This window comes from Allobosea sp. (genome assembly GCF_035944895.1).
Taxonomy (GTDB): Bacteria; Pseudomonadota; Alphaproteobacteria; order Rhizobiales; family Beijerinckiaceae; genus Allobosea.
In genome coordinates this window covers 934065-950000 of record NZ_DASZAT010000005.1, presented here as the reverse complement: position 1 = coordinate 950000, position 15936 = coordinate 934065, and the positions used below count along the sequence as shown (strand labels likewise).

The 15936-nt window shown below is 66.6% G+C and carries 17 protein-coding genes; 8 read left to right on the top strand and 9 right to left on the bottom strand.

What is annotated here, in order from left to right; translation table 11 throughout:
- Positions 1-60 precede the first annotated feature (60 nt).
- The 3 genes from VGV58_RS06785 (at position 61) to VGV58_RS06775 (ending at position 4261) form a co-directional block, all read left to right on the top strand.
- Positions 61-1926 carry a monovalent cation:proton antiporter-2 (CPA2) family protein gene (locus tag VGV58_RS06785; RefSeq protein ID WP_326873209.1) on the top strand — a complete coding sequence of 622 codons (1866 nt, stop codon included), beginning with the start codon at positions 61-63 and terminating at the stop codon, positions 1924-1926.
- Entirely contained in the window at positions 1923-3296 is a 1374-nt protein-coding gene (locus VGV58_RS06780; RefSeq protein WP_326873208.1) for an MATE family efflux transporter, read from the top strand. Before VGV58_RS06785 ends, VGV58_RS06780 begins: the two co-directional genes overlap by 4 nt.
- A 62-nt stretch (positions 3297-3358) precedes the next feature.
- Positions 3359-4261, top strand: coding sequence for a DUF937 domain-containing protein (locus VGV58_RS06775; RefSeq protein WP_326873207.1), 903 nt, complete (start codon positions 3359-3361; stop codon positions 4259-4261).
- Positions 4262-4500: 239 nt separating this feature from the next.
- On the opposite strand, the gene VGV58_RS06770 is transcribed toward VGV58_RS06775, so the two are convergent.
- Positions 4501-4890: a DUF1127 domain-containing protein gene (locus VGV58_RS06770; RefSeq protein WP_326873206.1), complete on the bottom strand. Its 390-nt coding sequence runs from the start codon at positions 4888-4890 to the stop codon at positions 4501-4503.
- A gap of 146 nt (positions 4891-5036) precedes the next feature.
- On the opposite strand from VGV58_RS06770, the gene VGV58_RS06765 reads away from it, so the two are divergent.
- Positions 5037-5918: a LysR substrate-binding domain-containing protein gene (locus tag VGV58_RS06765; protein WP_091832439.1), complete on the top strand. Its 882-nt coding sequence runs from the start codon at positions 5037-5039 to the stop codon at positions 5916-5918.
- A 22-nt stretch (positions 5919-5940) separates the two neighbouring features.
- Here VGV58_RS06765 and VGV58_RS06760 read toward each other — a convergent pair whose 3' ends face one another.
- The 7 genes from VGV58_RS06760 to VGV58_RS06730 form a co-directional block, all read right to left on the bottom strand.
- On the bottom strand, positions 5941-6477 hold the full coding sequence (locus VGV58_RS06760) for a TadE/TadG family type IV pilus assembly protein (protein ID WP_326873205.1): 537 nt from the start codon (positions 6475-6477) through the stop codon (positions 5941-5943).
- Complete coding sequence (locus tag VGV58_RS06755) at positions 6477-6965, bottom strand: TadE/TadG family type IV pilus assembly protein (RefSeq protein WP_326873204.1); 489 nt, start codon at positions 6963-6965, stop codon at positions 6477-6479. The genes VGV58_RS06760 and VGV58_RS06755 overlap by 1 nt, the downstream gene beginning before the upstream one ends.
- The gene (locus VGV58_RS06750; protein WP_326873203.1) at positions 6962-8065 is read right to left on the bottom strand and encodes a TadE/TadG family type IV pilus assembly protein; all 1104 of its coding nucleotides are present in this window, start codon (positions 8063-8065) and stop codon (positions 6962-6964) included. Before VGV58_RS06750 ends, VGV58_RS06755 begins: the two co-directional genes overlap by 4 nt.
- Positions 8066-8298: 233 nt before the next feature.
- Complete coding sequence (locus VGV58_RS06745) at positions 8299-8472, bottom strand: Flp family type IVb pilin (protein WP_326873201.1); 174 nt, start codon at positions 8470-8472, stop codon at positions 8299-8301.
- Positions 8473-8564: 92 nt separating this feature from the next.
- Positions 8565-9950, bottom strand: coding sequence for a glutamate--cysteine ligase (locus VGV58_RS06740; RefSeq protein WP_326873199.1), 1386 nt, complete (start codon positions 9948-9950; stop codon positions 8565-8567).
- Between the two features lie 217 nt (positions 9951-10167).
- Positions 10168-11352, bottom strand: coding sequence for a carboxylate-amine ligase (locus tag VGV58_RS06735; protein ID WP_326873198.1), 1185 nt, complete (start codon positions 11350-11352; stop codon positions 10168-10170).
- 167 nt (positions 11353-11519) lie between these two features.
- The gene (locus VGV58_RS06730; RefSeq protein WP_326873197.1) at positions 11520-12260 is read right to left on the bottom strand and encodes a 16S rRNA (uracil(1498)-N(3))-methyltransferase; all 741 of its coding nucleotides are present in this window, start codon (positions 12258-12260) and stop codon (positions 11520-11522) included.
- 172 nt (positions 12261-12432) lie between these two features.
- Between VGV58_RS06730 and VGV58_RS06725 the strand changes: the two genes are divergently transcribed.
- Both VGV58_RS06725 and ubiA read left to right on the top strand, forming a co-directional pair.
- Entirely contained in the window at positions 12433-12906 is a 474-nt protein-coding gene (locus VGV58_RS06725; RefSeq protein WP_326873196.1) for a hypothetical protein, read from the top strand.
- 16 nt (positions 12907-12922) lie between these two features.
- Entirely contained in the window at positions 12923-13873 is a 951-nt protein-coding gene (gene ubiA / locus VGV58_RS06720) for a 4-hydroxybenzoate octaprenyltransferase (protein WP_326873195.1), read from the top strand.
- Here ubiA and VGV58_RS06715 read toward each other — a convergent pair.
- Entirely contained in the window at positions 13870-14397 is a 528-nt protein-coding gene (locus VGV58_RS06715; protein WP_326873194.1) for a DUF6101 family protein, read from the bottom strand. The two genes, ubiA and VGV58_RS06715, sit on opposite strands and share 4 nt — an antisense overlap.
- Before the next feature lie 249 nt (positions 14398-14646).
- Between VGV58_RS06715 and VGV58_RS06710 the strand changes: the two genes are divergently transcribed.
- Positions 14647-15474, top strand: coding sequence for a 3'(2'),5'-bisphosphate nucleotidase CysQ (locus tag VGV58_RS06710; RefSeq protein WP_326873193.1), 828 nt, complete (start codon positions 14647-14649; stop codon positions 15472-15474).
- A 206-nt stretch (positions 15475-15680) separates the two neighbouring features.
- The gene (locus VGV58_RS06705) at positions 15681-15923 is read left to right on the top strand and encodes a DUF4170 domain-containing protein (protein WP_326873192.1); all 243 of its coding nucleotides are present in this window, start codon (positions 15681-15683) and stop codon (positions 15921-15923) included.
- The last annotated feature ends 13 nt before the right edge of the window (positions 15924-15936 follow it).

The following is a 15936-nucleotide window of genomic DNA, read 5'->3' as shown; positions in this document are numbered from 1 at the left end:
ATTGCTCGCATCCGGCCACCTGCCTCCGCACGGCCCCTTCATTTCAGCACGAGTTCCTGCATGGCCGATGCCGCCTCGCATGCCAGCTATCTGCCCTCAATCCTGACCTTCTGCGCGGGTGCAGTGGTAGCGGTGCCGCTGTTCCGGCGCTTCGGCCTATCGGCCGTGCTCGGCTATCTCGCCGCCGGCGTCGTGATCGGCCCCTCGGTACTGGCGGTGATCAAGGACCCCGACACGATCCGCAGCACCGCCGAGATCGGCGTCGTGCTGCTACTCTTCCTGGTCGGGCTCGAATTGCAGCCGGCGCGGCTCTATTCGATGCGCAAGGACATCCTGGGCGCCGGCTTCGCGCAGATGCTGCTGAGTGCGGTGGTGATCGGCGTCGTCGCCTGGAAGCTCGGGCTCAGTCCCGGCGGGGCTCTGGCGGTCGGGCTGGCACTTGCGCTCTCCGCCACTTCGATCGCGCTGCAACTGCTCGAGGAACGCGGCGACGGCACCGAGCCCTATGGCCGGCGCTGCTTCTCCGTCCTGCTGTTCCAGGACATCTCGATCGCGCCGATGCTGGCCTTGCTGCCGCTGCTGGCGACGACGGAGGCCGCCCATGGAGGCGGCTCGACCAAGGCACTGACGGGCCTGGGGCTCGCCTTGCTTGCCGTCGCCGCGGTCGTGCTCGCCGGCCGCTATGCGCTCAACCCCTTCTTCCGGCTGCTCGCCAAGGCCGGCGCCAAGGAGGTGATGACGGCCGCCGCGCTGCTGGTCGTGCTCGGCGCGGCCCTGCTGATGGAGCAGGTCGGGCTCTCCATGGCGATGGGCGCCTTCCTCGCCGGCGTCCTGCTGGCGGATTCGCATTTCCGGCACGAGCTCGAAGCCGATGTCGAGCCGTTCCGCGGCGTGCTGCTCGGCCTGTTCTTCATGGCGGTCGGCATGTCCATCGACCTGAAGCTGGTTGCCGAGAACGCGCTGCTGCTGGCGCTGGCGGCCCCGCTGCTGGTGCTGTTCAAGATCGCGGCGGCAGCAGCGATCCTGCGGGCGTCCTGCTCCTCGACCACCGAGGCGATCCGCGCCGGCGCCCTGCTCTCCCCTGCCGGCGAATTCGCCTTCGTGCTGCTGCCGCTCGCCGCCTCGCTCGGCCTGCTCGACGAGAAGCAGGGCGCGCTGGCGACGGCGATCGCCGCGCTCAGCATGCTGATCGGCCCGATCGCCGCCAAGCTGATCGACCTCTGGCTCGCCGCTCATGCACCGCCGCCCGAGGAGATCGAGGAGATTTTCGACGGTGCGGCCCCCTCGGTGCTGGTGATCGGCTTCGGCCGCTTTGGACAGGTGGTGACGCAGGCGCTGCTGCTGCAGCATCTCGACGTCACCATCATCGATTCCGACATCGAGCGGATCCGCTCCGCCGCCAAGTTCGGCTTCAAGATCTATTACGGCGACGGCACGCGGCTGGACGTGCTGCGGGCTGCCGGCGCCGGCAAGGCCAAGGTGCTCTGCGTCTGCATCGACGACCGGCAGGCAGTGTTGCGCATTGCCGAGATGGCCAAGGTCGAATTCCCCGCCGTGCGCATCCATGCCCGTGCCTATGATCGCGTCCACGCGATGGACCTGATGCGCGCCGACGTCGACTACCAGATGCGCGAGACCTTCGAATCGGCGCTCGGCTTCGGCCGGGTGACGCTGGAGGCGCTCGGTCTGAGCTATGAGGAAGCGGGTTTCGTGATCGAGCATGTGCGCGATCGCGACGCCCAGCGCATGGAGATCCAGTTCAGCGAAGGCATCGCCGCCGGCCTCGACAAGGTGCCGCGCGTCACGCCGGAGCCGCTGGTCGCGCCCAAGGGCAAGTCGAAGGCGCTCACCAAGGAGACGCAGGACGTCATCGAGGACGGCGGCGCCGAAGTCTCCGTCGGCGGGGTCGGGGAGCCGGCCGAGTGAACGCACCGGCCAAGCCACATCAGGCCGTCTTCGTCAGCGGCTCGACACTACGCCATGTCGCGGTAATGACCTCGACCGCCTCGGTCGGCCTGATCGCGATCTTCGTCGTCGACTTCCTGTCGCTGCTCTATGTCTCGCGCCTCGGCCGGCCCGAAGCGACGGCGGGCGTCGGCTACGCCACGATCGTGCTCTACCTGATGGTCTCCATCAATGTCGGGCTGATGATCGCCGTCGCAGCGCTGACGGCGCGAGCGCTCGGCGCCGGCGACCGCGAGGGCGCGCGCCGCATGGCCGGCTCGACGCTGACGGCCATGACGATCTGCGGCCTGGCCGTCAGCCTGCTGATACTGCCGTTCTTGCCCTGGCTGCTGCCGAAGCTCGGCGCGCACGGCGAATCGCTGGCCGTCGCGACCTCCTTCCTGTGGATCACCCTGCCCTCGAATGCGCTGATGGCGCTCGGCATGGGGCTCTCCGGCATCCTGCGCGCGGTCGGCGACGCCAAGCGGGCGATGTACGTCACCCTGGCCGGCGGCATCGTTACCGCCGGGCTCGACCCGCTGCTGATCTTCGGCCTCGGTCTCGGTCCCGACGGCGCCGCCTGGGCGACCGTGTTCTCGCGCATCGTCTTCCTCGTCATCGGCTTCCAGGGCGTGCTCGGCGTGCACAGGATGATCGCGCGACCGAGTTTCGCGGCGCTGCGCCGTGACGTCGGGCCGACCTTTGCGATCGCAGCACCGGCGATCCTGACCAATCTCGCCAACCCGATCGCCAATGCCTGCTTCTTCGGCATCGTCGCCCGCTTCGGCGACCAGGTGATCGCGGCGAGCGCGATCATCGACAGGCTGGTGCCGGTCGCTTTCGGCGTGCTGTTCGCGCTTTCGGGAGCGATCGGGCCGATCCTGGCGCAGAACTGGGGCGCGCAACGCTATGACCGGATGCGCCGCGCCCTGACCGATGCGGTCGGCTTCGCCGCGGCCTATGTCGCGGTCGCCGCCCTGCTGCTGGCGCTGCTGCGCCACCAGATCGCCGCGCTGTTCGGTACCGGCGGCGAGACCGCCGAGCTCGTCACCTTCTTCTGCCTGATCGCCGGACCGATGTGGCTCTTCGTCGGCGCGCTCTTCGTCGCCAATGCCGCCTTCAACAATCTCGGCATGCCGTTCTACTCGACGCTGTTCAGCTGGGGCCGGGCCACGCTCGGCACGGTGCCGCTCGCTTGGCTGGGCGCGCAGTATGCAGGGCCCAAGGGCGCGCTCGCCGGCGCGGCGCTGGGCGCGGTGCTGTTCGGCATCGTCGCGCTCGTTGCCGCCTATCGCGGCATCGACCGGCTCGAAAGCGCGGCGCAAGCCGCTGCAAGGTCGTCGCTTGCCTGACGAGAACCTGCTGCTATCGTCGATGTCGTGAGTTAGCGGGCTCGTCCCGCGGGGAGCGCGCCATGATGAACCTGTTCGAGATGATGCAGTCGGCCCAGAACGGCCAGGCCATGCAGAACCTGGCGCGGCAATACGGGCTCTCGATGCAGCAGACGCAGGCGGCACTCGACGCGCTGCTGCCGGCCTTCTCGATGGGACTGCAGCGCCAGACCCAGAACCCCTACGCCTTCGGCAACCTCGCCCAGATGATGACGGCGACGCCCTTCGGCCAGATGTATGACAGCGACGGCGATGGCATCCCCGACCGGGCGATGCCGATGGGCCAGGACGTGATGAGCCAGCTCTTCGGCTCGAAGGAGGTCGCCAATGCCGTCGCGGCGCAGGCGGCCGCGACCAGCGGCGTCGGCCAGGCGATCCTGAAGCAGATGCTGCCGGTGATCGCCTCGATCCTGATGGGCGGGCTGTTCAAATCGGTGAACAATCAGGGGCTTGGCGGCATTCTCGGTCAGTTCGCCGAGATGATGCGCGGCCAGATGCCGGGCATGCAGCCCCAGGCGCAGCAGCCGAACGCGGCGAATCCTTGGGGACAGATCCTCGGCGGTCTCTTCGGCGGACAGAACCCCCAGGCCGGCCAGGCGCAAGGCGGCGGCCCCTTCGGCGGCGGAATGCCCGGCATGCCCGCCGACATGGGCAACATCTTCGGCCAGATCCTCGGCGGCATGTTCGGCGGACAGGGACAGGCCCCGCAGGCCAGCCCGCAGCCGGCGCCGCGATCGCGCCGTCCGGCGCCAGAGCCGGAGCCGGAACAGGCTCCCCAGCCGACGGGCGAGGCCAGCCCCGGCTCGATCGGCCTCGATGCGCTCAACCAGATGTTCGAGCACGGCCGCCAGGTCCAGGCGAGCCAGCAGGACGCGCTGCGCTCGATCTTCGAGACCATGCTCGGCGGCGGTCAGCGCAAGGCCTGAGCCGGCAATCGTGTTCACGATTTCAATCGAACCGTCATTCCGGACAAGCGGAGAAGCCGCGCAACTCCGGAATGGCGGCGCAAGGTGATCGTACGGGGCTCAGAAGACTGCTGCCGATCAATTTTCGTGATGCTGCGCTTTCTTCCGCGAGCGCCGCTATCGCGCGGGGTCGCATGCCCCGGCACAAAAAAGGGCGGTAGCCGAAGCCACCGCCCGCAGGGACGCGTCACGCCAAGGGGTCAGGCGTTGCACGCGATCTTGATCTCCTTCGCGCCCGGCCGCACCGCGGACTGGATCACCACGGGCCGTCGAAGCCCGGCCTCTCGCCGGCTCGCGGCAGCCGACTGCTGCTGGTTCGAGCGGGCCTGCAGCACGCTCGACGGGTCGCTCAGCCAGGAGACCGCAAGCGCGCCGTCGATATCGGAACGAACGAGGCCAATATCCTTCAGCCCACGCTCGTCGAGCTCGCTGAGGCGCATCACTTCGCGACGGTGCAGGAAGGCGCGCACCAGGTTTTTCGTGCCCGTGACCGAATGAGCGGCAGCACGCGCCGCGCCGCCGGAAACGGCAGACAAGGTCTTCGTGACGAAGGTCATGACCAGCATGACGGCCTCCTCGGGGTTGGACATGAAAACTCGGCTCCCGCCCGAACCGGCGGCTGGCCGGCATCAGCGGGAGAGTGCCCAAACGATAACTCCGCGCTGGCCATCAGCCAAACGAATGGTTATGATGCTAAACACAACCGATCTTGATGAACCTCTGGAAGGAGCCGGCCATGGCCCATGTGCTCGACGCCGATCAGCTCAAGACCTTCGTCGCCATCGCCGACACCGGTTCCTTCACCCGCGCCGCCGAGATCGTCTTCAAGACTCAATCGGCCGTTTCGATGCAGATGAAGCGGCTGGAGGAGCGCGTCGGCCGCCCGCTCTTCGGCCGCGACGGACGCCATGCCAAGCTGACCGAGGATGGCGAGCGCCTGCTCGACTATGCCCGCCGCATCGTCCGCCTGAACCTCGAATGCGTCGCGAGCTTCACCGAGGCAGACCTGAAGGGCCGCATCCGGCTCGGCGTACCCGACGACTATGCCGACCGCTATCTGCCGGAGATCCTGGCGCGCTTCGCCCGCTCCAACCCGCGCACCGAAGTCACCGTCGTCTGCGAGCCGACGCCGATGCTGGCGGAACGGATCGGTGGCGGCGACATCGACCTTGCGATCATCACCCATGTCGAAGGCCGCGGCCAGGGCGAGATCATCCGGATCGAGCCGCTGCTCTGGGTGACTTCGGCCCGCCATTGCGTACACGAGGAAGACCCGCTGCCGCTGGCGCTGGGCCGCCCGACCTGCAATTGGCGCCAGGCGGCTGTCGAGGCGCTGGAAAGCAAGGGCAGGCGCTTCCGCGTGCTCTATGCCAGCTGGAACTCGACCGCGGTCGGCGCAGCGGTGGTAGCGGGGCTTGCCGTCTCGGTGCTGCCGGAGAGCGCGGTCCGACCCGGCATGCGCATCCTGGGGCCGGCGGAAGGCTTCTCCACCCTGCCCTCCTGCAAGATCGGCCTGCTGCGCACGCGGCACGATCCCTCGATCCTGTCGAACGCGCTCGCCGAGCACATCATCCAGAGCCTGGACAATCTGCAGAGCTTCAAGGTGGCGGCGGAATAAGCGATGGCCTGGGGGCTGACGTTTAGGGGCGAGCGGCGAGAACGATACTCCTGGCGGTGAAATTCTTGGTGGTGAAGCCCCAGTCATTGGCGAGACCGAGGATGATCGGCTGGTGAGTATAGGTCACGAGCACCGCCACTCCCTTGTCACCGTTCGCCATCATCGCCAATGCTTGGGTTTTCATGTCGGCCGGTAGATAGGTCATCGTGCCGATGATGTTCTCGATATTGGTGCTGGTCCGATCGAAATTCGCGATGCCAAGCTGCATCGCCCCGAGCTTGGGCGCGATGCTGGCCTGCCGGGCCCGGATCGTCTCCATGGCCGTGCCGAAACAGCTCGCGCCCCCCTTGCAAGCGCTGGCAAGCGCCTGCGCGACCTCCGCCGCGAAGCGGTTCAAGTCACGCTGAATGGTGATCGCCTGGGTGACGTCGACGGCGCCCGAAAGCAAGGCGAACATGACGGTGCTGATCAGGGCGAATTCGATCGCCGCGACGCCGCGCTGATCGCGGAGCAGTCCGCGCCGCTGCGATAGCCTGAACAGTCCGAAGGAGCGTCTCATTACGGCCTCGTGTAGAGTGCGGCTCCGGTGACGTGCAACGTCGGCAGCCCCGGCACGAAGGTGATCACCGGCGCCTTTGCCCGGATCAGCATCATCGTCCCGGATGTGCCGGCGACGAAGGTCGCGCCGGTGACCGGTTGCGACCCAGCTGCATAATTCGCCAGCGGCTGCGTTTCGACCAGAATATTGCCGGCGCAATTATCGATCGCGATCATCCGCCCGCAGATCTGCGTCTTCACCTGCGTTTGATTTCCCGCATAAGTGCCGGCGGTCCGGCCGGTTGCCGCGTCGGATACCGCGTCATGGATGTACATCTGCGCTATGAAGGCGAGTGCGAACTGGAGGATGCCGAGCAGCAGGACGACGAACGCCATCCCGATGAAGGCAAACTCGATCGCCGTCGAGCCTGCGACATCGCGACGGAATGCGCGGAAGCGCGCCTTGCCGAGCAGTGGAGTATCACCGCTGATATGGTCAGGCACTCTCACGGGCAGCTACCGCTGCAGAAGCGGATGTAATCGATCAGGCCGCCATAGGTATCCTCGCGACCTGCCGCCTGGAAGAAGATGCGATAAGTACCCTTTGTCGTGACCTTCAGTGGAATCTTGCGCTCGGTCCATTTGTCGGTATGCACACAGACATCAACCAGATCTGCCGCGTTATTATTATTGATCGCAGGCGTGGTGTATGCGCCTGATTTCTTTTGCTGAAAAAACACTTCAATTCGATTGGTATAACCTTCCCAATTCGCATTGACCAAATCGTCCCACTTTGCCTTGGGATCGGTCTTGAGGGCACAAAGGGTCTTGCCGGCATAAGCCGCGTTGCGGACACGAGAAATGTACCAGTAGCTCAGCTCATAGTCGCCGGGCTCAAGTTGCGGGCTCGTCCCGAATTCGCGCCACATGCTCGAATTGGTCTTGCAGCCTGAGGTGTAGCAGTGTGAGTCCAGCTCGGCGAAGAAGTTGCCGAAGCGGATGGTGTTGGCCGCGAGTTCCGGGATGCCGTTGATCTCGATGCCACCCTGGCTGCTCTGGGTTGTCCAGCCGTTCCAGTTCTTCAGAACGGTCCAGCTGTTCGACGCGACATTGTGCCCGGTCTCGAAGGATTCAACGAACAGGACCTTGCCCGTGGCCGTCGGCGTCCCGGGCGTACCCACTACATAGTTGCAGTTCCGTTCGACGCGGAGCGCTACCGTGTCGTAGCCCAGTATGCCGCCGAAGGCGTTGGCACTGGCGGCCGTCGCGACGGCCGTGATGATGTTGTTGGCGAGCGTGGCGGTCACAGTGAGACCCGTCACGCCAGGCTGAGACAACCCGTTAACACTGTCCTGAATCTTCGCATTCGCGACCGAAGTATAGTCCTTCTTCGGGTCAGCCCCCGTCTGCCGCGACTGGAAATTGATCTCCAGGGAAGCCGCCCGGCAACCGATCTCCATGGCGCTGGCGATACGCTGACGCCGCGCCGCAGCCTGGCTGAAATCGATGCCTCCGCCGACCGCAAGCGCGATCGCGGGCGCGGCCAGGCCGAATATCAACGCGCTGACGCCGCGAGCATCCTTCAGGAACGATCGGAACAGGCCGGACATCGGAGGGCCTCGCAAACGGGACAGGCGTGCAACAGGATGATTGCCTGAACGTTAGGTGCGGGGCGATTGAGAAAACCTTTCCGGAACTCGTGAATGTCGCTGGTATCGCTGGGAAAACCCGCCTGATCACATGATCTTCCGGCGACATGGTAAAATACGCTTAAAACTGAATGGAGAGTCACGGTGCAGGCGCGCGAGATCCCCGCGCCGCGAGCGGCGAGCGCAAGACTATCTTACTGGAGACCTGGCAGAATGCTGGCGTATTTCGCGTTCACCAGCGGGCCGATCTGCCGGATCGTCGCGATCGCCGCGATCGAGACGAAGAACGCGACAAGGCCGTATTCGAGCGCAGTCGCGCCGCGGCGGTCGCGCAGGAATTCCAGAGCCAGGGCGGAAATGCGTTCCATGCGCCCCAGATTAGCGCAAAACTCCGGACGATTGGTTAATCCGAAGCGCAAAACACCCGATCACCGGCGAATGTCTCGTTCGACATCAGCACCTATAGCGCGAGTTCCGGGAAGACCGGTTCGACCTTACCACTCCAGGCCCCCTGCTCACGCACCGCCAGACGTTCGGCGAGCGTGCGGCCGCTCTGGGCGATGGCGACGATCGGCTCGAGATAGATCGTCTCGTCGCGGCCCTTGTCATCGAGCCGAGCCCGGCGGGCGAGACCGGCGCGCGACAGCTCGATCACCTCGCGGCCGAGATCGCGCAGCGGACGGTTCGCGATCCTGGTGTTGAGCCCGGCCTTCGGCACGGTGTCGCGCAGCTGCTGGCGTTCCTCGGCGCTCCAGCCCTTGACGAGGTCCCAGGCGGCAGCGAGCACGGCGTCGTCATAGAGCAGGCCGACCCAGAAGGCCGGCAGCGCGTTCAGCATCTCGACAGGGCCGGCATCGGCGCCGCGCATCTCGATATAGCGCTTCAGCCGCACCTCCGGGAACAGGGTCCCGAGATGGTTGACCCAGTCCGACATGGTGGCACGCTCGCCCGGCAATTGCGGCAGCTTGCCGGCGAGCAGGTCGCGGAAAGAGGCGCCGGCGACGTCGTGATAGGTGTCGCCACGCTTGACGAAGTACATGGGAACGTCGAGCGCCCAGTCGACATAGGCCTCGTAGGACATGCCTTCGTCGAAGGCGAAAGGCAGCATGCCGGAGCGGGCATTGTCGGTGTCGCGCCAGATCTCGGAACGCATCGACTGGAAGCCGTTGAGCTTGCCTTCGCTGAAGGGCGAGGCGGCGAAGAGCGCCGCGGCCAGTGGCTGCAAGGCGAGCGAGACGCGCAACTTGCGCACCATGTCGGCTTCATCCGCGAAATCGAGGTTCACCTGCACCGTGCAGGTCCGGAACATCATGTCGAGGCCGCGCGTGCCGACCTTCGGCATGTAGTTCTTCATGATCTGATAGCGCCGCTTCGGCATCATCGGCGTCTGCTCGCGCGTCCAGAGCGGCGAATGCCCGAGCGGCAGAAAACCGATGCCGTGCGGCTCCGCCACCGCCTTCAGATCGGCGAGGTGCTGGTCCAGCTCGCGCGCGGTCTCATGCACATTTGCAAGCGGCGCGCCGGAAAGCTCGAACTGGCCGCCGGGCTCCAGCGAGATCGCACCGCCGCCATCGGGGCCGGCCAGGCCGATGATGTGGCCGGCATCGAGGATCGGTTCCCAGCCAACACGGTCCTGCATGCCTTCGAGCAGCTGCCGGATGCCGCCGCTACGGCCGACCACAGCGCCTTCATAGGGAACCGGGCTGAGATCGTCGCGATAGAACGGGAACTTCTCGTGCTCGGTGCCGAGCCTGAATTCGGAAGCCGGTTTTTCACCCTGCGCGATCCAGCCGACGAGTTCGGCCTTCGAGCTGATCGGAGTCGAATCGGATACGTCGCGGGCCATGGGCGCTCCGGCATGCATGCACCGGCGCGTCGCCTGCCTTGTCAGGCAGTCGAACAGCACGCCGGATCGAACGGTGCGACACGCCGGGCAGAGCGAATGCTCCGCCACGTCATGCGCTGAGGAGCGCCAGCAATAGGCGAGCGGCGACCATACGACAACGACCGCAAACGCGTGCGAGCGCGCACCGACCTTGCATCAATGCATGATCACGAAGCGGTCAGGCAGCGCCGCGCAGCAGATTTGCACCCCTCGGCACGAACCGGTCGTCATCGGCATCGTCGGCGCGCGTTTGCGCCGCGATCCAGTCGGTGACCGCGACGAGCCCGGCGCTCTGGCCGCCTGTCCCGGCACGCGCCTCTTCGAAGATCGCAAGCTGCATGTCGGCGCTGGTCCCGCCGGCGACGATGGTGCGGCAATGAGCGAGATCGAGACCGCAGCCGAGCGCGACGGCGTCCTCGTCCAGGATATCCAACACCTCGTCGAGCACCTGCCCGACCGGCAGCATGGCGCTGCGCTTCTCGCAGACGAAGCCCCCATGAACGCCATAGCGCTGGGCGCGCCAGATGTTCTCGCCGGCGAGCGCGCGCGAGGCGGCGGTGAGGTCGGCGTTGAGCCCGGGCTTGCGCGCGAGATGGCGCACCAGGCAGCGATAGAGCGCGGTGATGGCAAGCGTGTCGTCGAGCCGCGTGCAACTGTCGGCGACGCGCAGCTCCAGCGTCGGATGCTGATGCGATGGCCGGATCGCCCACCAGACGAAGCTGGAATCGCGCATCGCGCCGGCGGCGACCATGGTGTCGACATAGGCGCGATAATCCGCGGCACTGGCGAAGAGCTCCGGCAGGCCGGTACGCGGCAACTCGGCATAGGCGCAGAGCCGGTAGCCCATCAGCCCGGTCCGTCGCCCCTGCCAGAACGGCGAAGAGGTCGAGAGCGCCAGCAGCAGCGGCAGAAAAGGCAGCATCCGGACCATGATCGAGATGCGCTGGTCTTCGTCCGGCACCTCGACATGGACATGCAGGCCGCAGAGCTGGTTGCGGCTGCCCAGCATCTGCAGGTCGCGCATGATGCCGTCATAGCGCTTGGCCTCAGTGGCGCGCTGGCGAGCCCAGACCGCGCTCGGATGGGTACCGCAGGCGAGCAGCAGCATGTCGTGCTCGCGCGCGATCCTGGCCAGCCCCGAGCGGAGCCGCCGCAGCGAATGGCGGGCCTGGGTCATGCTCTCGCAGACCGGAGTCGCCACCTCGATCTGCGACTGCAGCATCTCGCGCTGCAGCTCGTCCGGGAAGGCGACCTGCGCCGCCTCGATGAAACGCGGTGCGATCTTGCGCACGGCGCCGCGGCTTTCGGCATCGGACAGGAAATATTCTTCCTCGATGCCGAAGCGGTAGGCGCTGCTCACCATGATGTCTCTCCCCCGTGGCGGGCCGCTCCAGAGCGAAGCAGCGGCGCCAGACTGCCCGTCAATGAGTCGGAACTGCGACCGGCCGCGCAGTATCCACGCCTAAACGCGGAACCGGTCGTCACGTTCCAACCGGCAACGAGGGAGCCGGTTCCATCCAAATTGCGGAGCTAATGGGCGGACCAGTCGCCCAAGGTCGCCTGCACGACGGCAAGCGCCGCGACCGCCGCGGTGTCGGCCCGCAGGATGCGCGGGCCGAGCGACAGGCGCAGCACCCGCCCGCGCTGGAGGATCAGGGCGCGCTCCGATTCGTCGAAGCCGCCTTCGGGGCCGATCAGCACGGCCAGCGGCCCGCGCGGCACCCCTTGCAAGGCCGCGATCGGACTTTCGGGCTCCTGAGCCTCGTCACAGAAGACCAGCAGCCGCTCCGGCTCGAGCGCGGCGAGCGCCGCCGCAAGCGACTGTTCCGTTCTGATCTCCGGCAGAGCGAGGATGCCGCATTGCTCGGCCGCCTCGACTGCATTGGCGGCGAGCCGGTCGAGATTGAGCCGCGAGACCTGGGTGAAGCGGGTCAGCACCGGCTGAAGCACGCCTGCTCCCATCTCGACCGCCTTCTGCGCCATATAGTCGAGCCGCGCATGCTTCAGCGGCGCGAAGAGATAGAGAAGATCGGGCGCCGGTGGTTGCGGGCGGGTCAGCTCCAGCGCCTCCAGGCTCGCCTGCTTGCGTCCTTCCGCCCGGATCGCGCAGAGCCATTCGCCGTCGCGGCCGTTGAAGGCGAGGATGGTGTCGCCGCTGCGCAACCGCAGCACGTTGAGCAGGTAATTGGCCTGGTCACGCGCGAGTTCCAGTACCGCCCCCGCCACCAACGGCGCCTCGCTGTACAGCCGATGCTTGGTGAAATCCCGCATGCTCTTCGAATCCGATCCCGTCATAATGGCGCGAAAGTCGCCACAATCCCACGCTATCAGCAAGCAATCTCGGTGAATTGCGAGCCGGCGCTTGTTGGCGCACGGCTCTGGCTGTTATGGAAAGGCCCGCGACGCCGGGACGGGCGTGGGTAACGGGACAAGAGCGGAGCGGATGATGCGGCGATACGCGACCCTGAAGCTGGCAGTAGCGCTGGCTGGGCTGGGCCTGGCCGAGCCGGCATTGGCGCAGGTGCCATCGGGCTGCGAGAACATCCAGAAACTCATGCAGGAGCGCCAATCGATCATCGGGCAGCTCAATGCGAATGCGAAGGCCAAGCGCAAGATGACGCCGCAGCAGGCCTGCGGCGTCCTCGGCCGTCTGGTCGGCAACGGCAATGCCTTGATCAAGTTCGCCTCCGCCAACCAGGACTGGTGCCAGATTCCGGCGAGCTTCGTCGACGGCATGAAGACCGACAATGAGAAGGCCGGTACCATCCGCGGCCAGGCCTGCAACGCCGTGAAGCAGCAGGCGCAGATGCAGCGGCGCGCCCAGCAGCAGGCGCAGCAGCAACAAGGCGCCAACCCGTTCGGCGGCGCCGATTCCATCACCGGCGGCCCGATGCGCGTGCCGCAAGGCGCTCTCTGATACGACAGGTGCCGACATGGCGCCCTCGCCTCCGCTCGCCGACGCGCCACTTCCCGACGCCCTGAAAGGGCATTGGGTCGACACGAAGGCGCCTCCGGGACTACGGCCCTACCTCAAGCTCGCCCGGATCGAGCGCCCGATCGGTTGGCAGCTTCTGCTGCTGCCATGCTGGTGGGCGGCCGGACTCGCGGCCATCGCGGCCGAGCTGCCTTTCCCGAACCTCTGGCATTGCCTGCTCTTCCTGGTCGGCGCGATCGTGATGCGCGGCGCCGGCTCGACCTTCAACGACATCGTCGACCGCAAGCTCGACGCGCAGGTGGCGCGCACCCGTGGCCGGCCTTTGCCCTCCGGCCAGGTCAGCGCAAAGCAGGCGGCCATCTTCATGGTCGGGCTGTCGCTGGTCGGCCTCGTCATCCTGCTGCAGTTCAACCGTTTCACGGTGCTCGCCGGCATCGCCTCGCTGGCGATCGTCGCGATCTATCCGTTCATGAAGCGGATCACCAACATGCCGCAATTCGTGCTCGGACTCGCCTTCTCCTGGGGCGGGCTCGTCGGCTGGAGCGCGGTGTTCGGCCAGCTCGATACGCCGGCCTATCTGATCTATGCAGCCGCAGTGTTCTGGACGATCGGCTACGACACGATCTACGCGATGCAGGACATCGAGGACGACGTCATCGCCGGGATCAAGTCGAGCGCGCGCTATTTCGGCGCCTTCACCCAGCAGGCGGTCGGACTCTGCTACGGCATGACGATCGCACTTGCCGGCGTCGCAGCCTGGTTCTCGGGAGCGGGACCGGTCGCCTTCATCGGTCTGGCGCTGTTCGCGCTGCACCTTGGCTGGCAGGTCCACAGCATCGCCGGCGCCGACGGACCGACGGCGTTGAAGCTGTTCCGGTCCAACTGGCATGCCGGCCTCCTGCTGGCGGCCGGCTTCGCGCTCGATGCCCTGGTGAAATTCGCCTTCTAGGACAGGGTTTCGCCGCGGATCACCACCGGGCGCTCCGGCAGGCGGCCGGTCTTGCGCCGCGTCAGGAAGCGCGGGCGGCGGCCGGCGAGCAAAGCATGCCGGCGGCGGATGCGGATCGCGCCGAGCGCGACCCGGCCGAGCTGCGGATAGGGTTCGGTGATCGCACCGTCACTGGTTTCGAGCAGCAACGGCAGGCCACTGGTGCGGCCGGCATCGCGCCAGACGGCGATGGCATCGTCCTGGTCGAGCACGGCAACCACGACCGAACGGCCATCGCCCGCGGTCAAAGCAAGCTGGAAACGATCATCGTCAGCGATCGCGGCGCCGGCCAGGCGCAAGGCGATGCCACGCCAACCGGCACCGCCGCGCAGGATGCGCACCGGCCCGACGCGCTCGATGCGTGGAGCAATTTGCTGCTGCGGCGCTTGCGCCGGCTGCGAGGGCTGTCCGCTCTGGTTATGTGCGCTGCCGAGGAAAACGGGCACAAGCCCGGCCTCCCCGGCAGCCGGCGTGACGCTGGCCATCGGTTTTAACGCCTCTCTTCTAATCCCTGCTGCCCGGAACCCTCTGTCGATGCGGGGTTCTCGTGCTCTGCAGGGAGGAGATTGGCCGGAAGGATTGTCCGAGCGCTTAAGCCGGAGGGTTAAACAAAGGTGATGAGGCAGTTTTCCGCCCTCTTCCGGTCGGTTTCCCGGTTGATGCTTGACGGAATCTTTCTCCCGATGGTGGCTTTTTCCTTGTTCAGCCGCCCTGCAAGGCCGTAACGAAGCGCGATGACATCGACATCTCTACCAATCTCCGGGGATCTGTTGCCCGCCGTCGAGGCTGCTTGCCACGAGGCCGGCCGGCTCGCGCTCGACCTCTTCCGTCCCGGGGCGCAGACCGCCGCCAAGACCTGGTCGAAGGCCGGCGGCTCGCCGGTGACCGAAGCCGATATCGGCGTCGACACCTTCCTGCATGTGCGCCTCGCGGCGTTGCTGCCGGAGGCCGCCTGGCTTTCGGAGGAAACCGCCGACGACACGATCCGCCTGTCGCGCCGCTTCGTCTGGGTCGTCGACCCGATCGACGGCACCCGCGCCTACATGGCGGGCTCGCCCGATTGGGCGGTCTGCGTCGCCCTGCTCGACGAAGGACGCCCCGTCCTCGGCGTGGTGCACGCGCCGGCGGGGGCGACGACTTATACGGCGATCAGCGGCGCTGGAGCGGAGAGCAACGGCAAGCCGATCCGGACGACCGGGCGCACGACGCTCGCCGGCGCCCGCATCGCCGGGCCGAAACCGATGCTCGACGCCCTCGCCCGCCAGGAGAAGTTCGTCGCCGCGGACAAGATTCCGTCGCTGGCGCTGCGGCTGACCCGTATCGCCGACGGCACGATCGATGCCGGGCTGGTCTCGCCGGATGCGCGCGACTGGGATCTCGCCGCCGCCGATCTCGTGCTCAGGGAAGCTGGCGGGCAGGTCACGACATCCGATGGCGCGGCCCTCAGCTATAACCGCGAGATACCGGTCCATGGCATGCTGATGGCGTCGGGAACCGGCCTCGCAACACCACTCGCGCAGGCGCTGCACCGGCTGCGAGAGAGCCAGCCGCAGCGGAGCTGAAGCGCGGCGCGACGCCGCTGCCGCAGCGGCAGAGCGAAAGCTGCCGGAAATAACCGCAATTTGTTGACAATCGGCCCTCGCGCGCGCGCGGCTGATGGCTTATCTGATCGCACGGCAAAAGCGCAGGCGAGGCAGGTCGGAGCGAGTCCGACGGTATTCCAGCTTGCTTTCAACGCAGACCTCAGGACACCGGTCGGAGACGAACGATGAGCACGAGCCAGGACAACAAGCAGCTGCTGCACCTCGTGATCGGCGGCGAGTTGAGCTCGCTCGACGGGGTCGAGTTCAAGGATCTTTCCAAGCTCGACATCGTCGGCGTGTACCCGAACTACGCCGCCGCCCATACCGCCTGGAAGGCGAAGGCGCAGCAGACCGTCGACCAGGCGCAGACCCGCTATTTCGTCGTCCATCTGCATCGCCTGCTCGATCCCTCGACGGCTCAGAACTGATCTGAAAGACGTC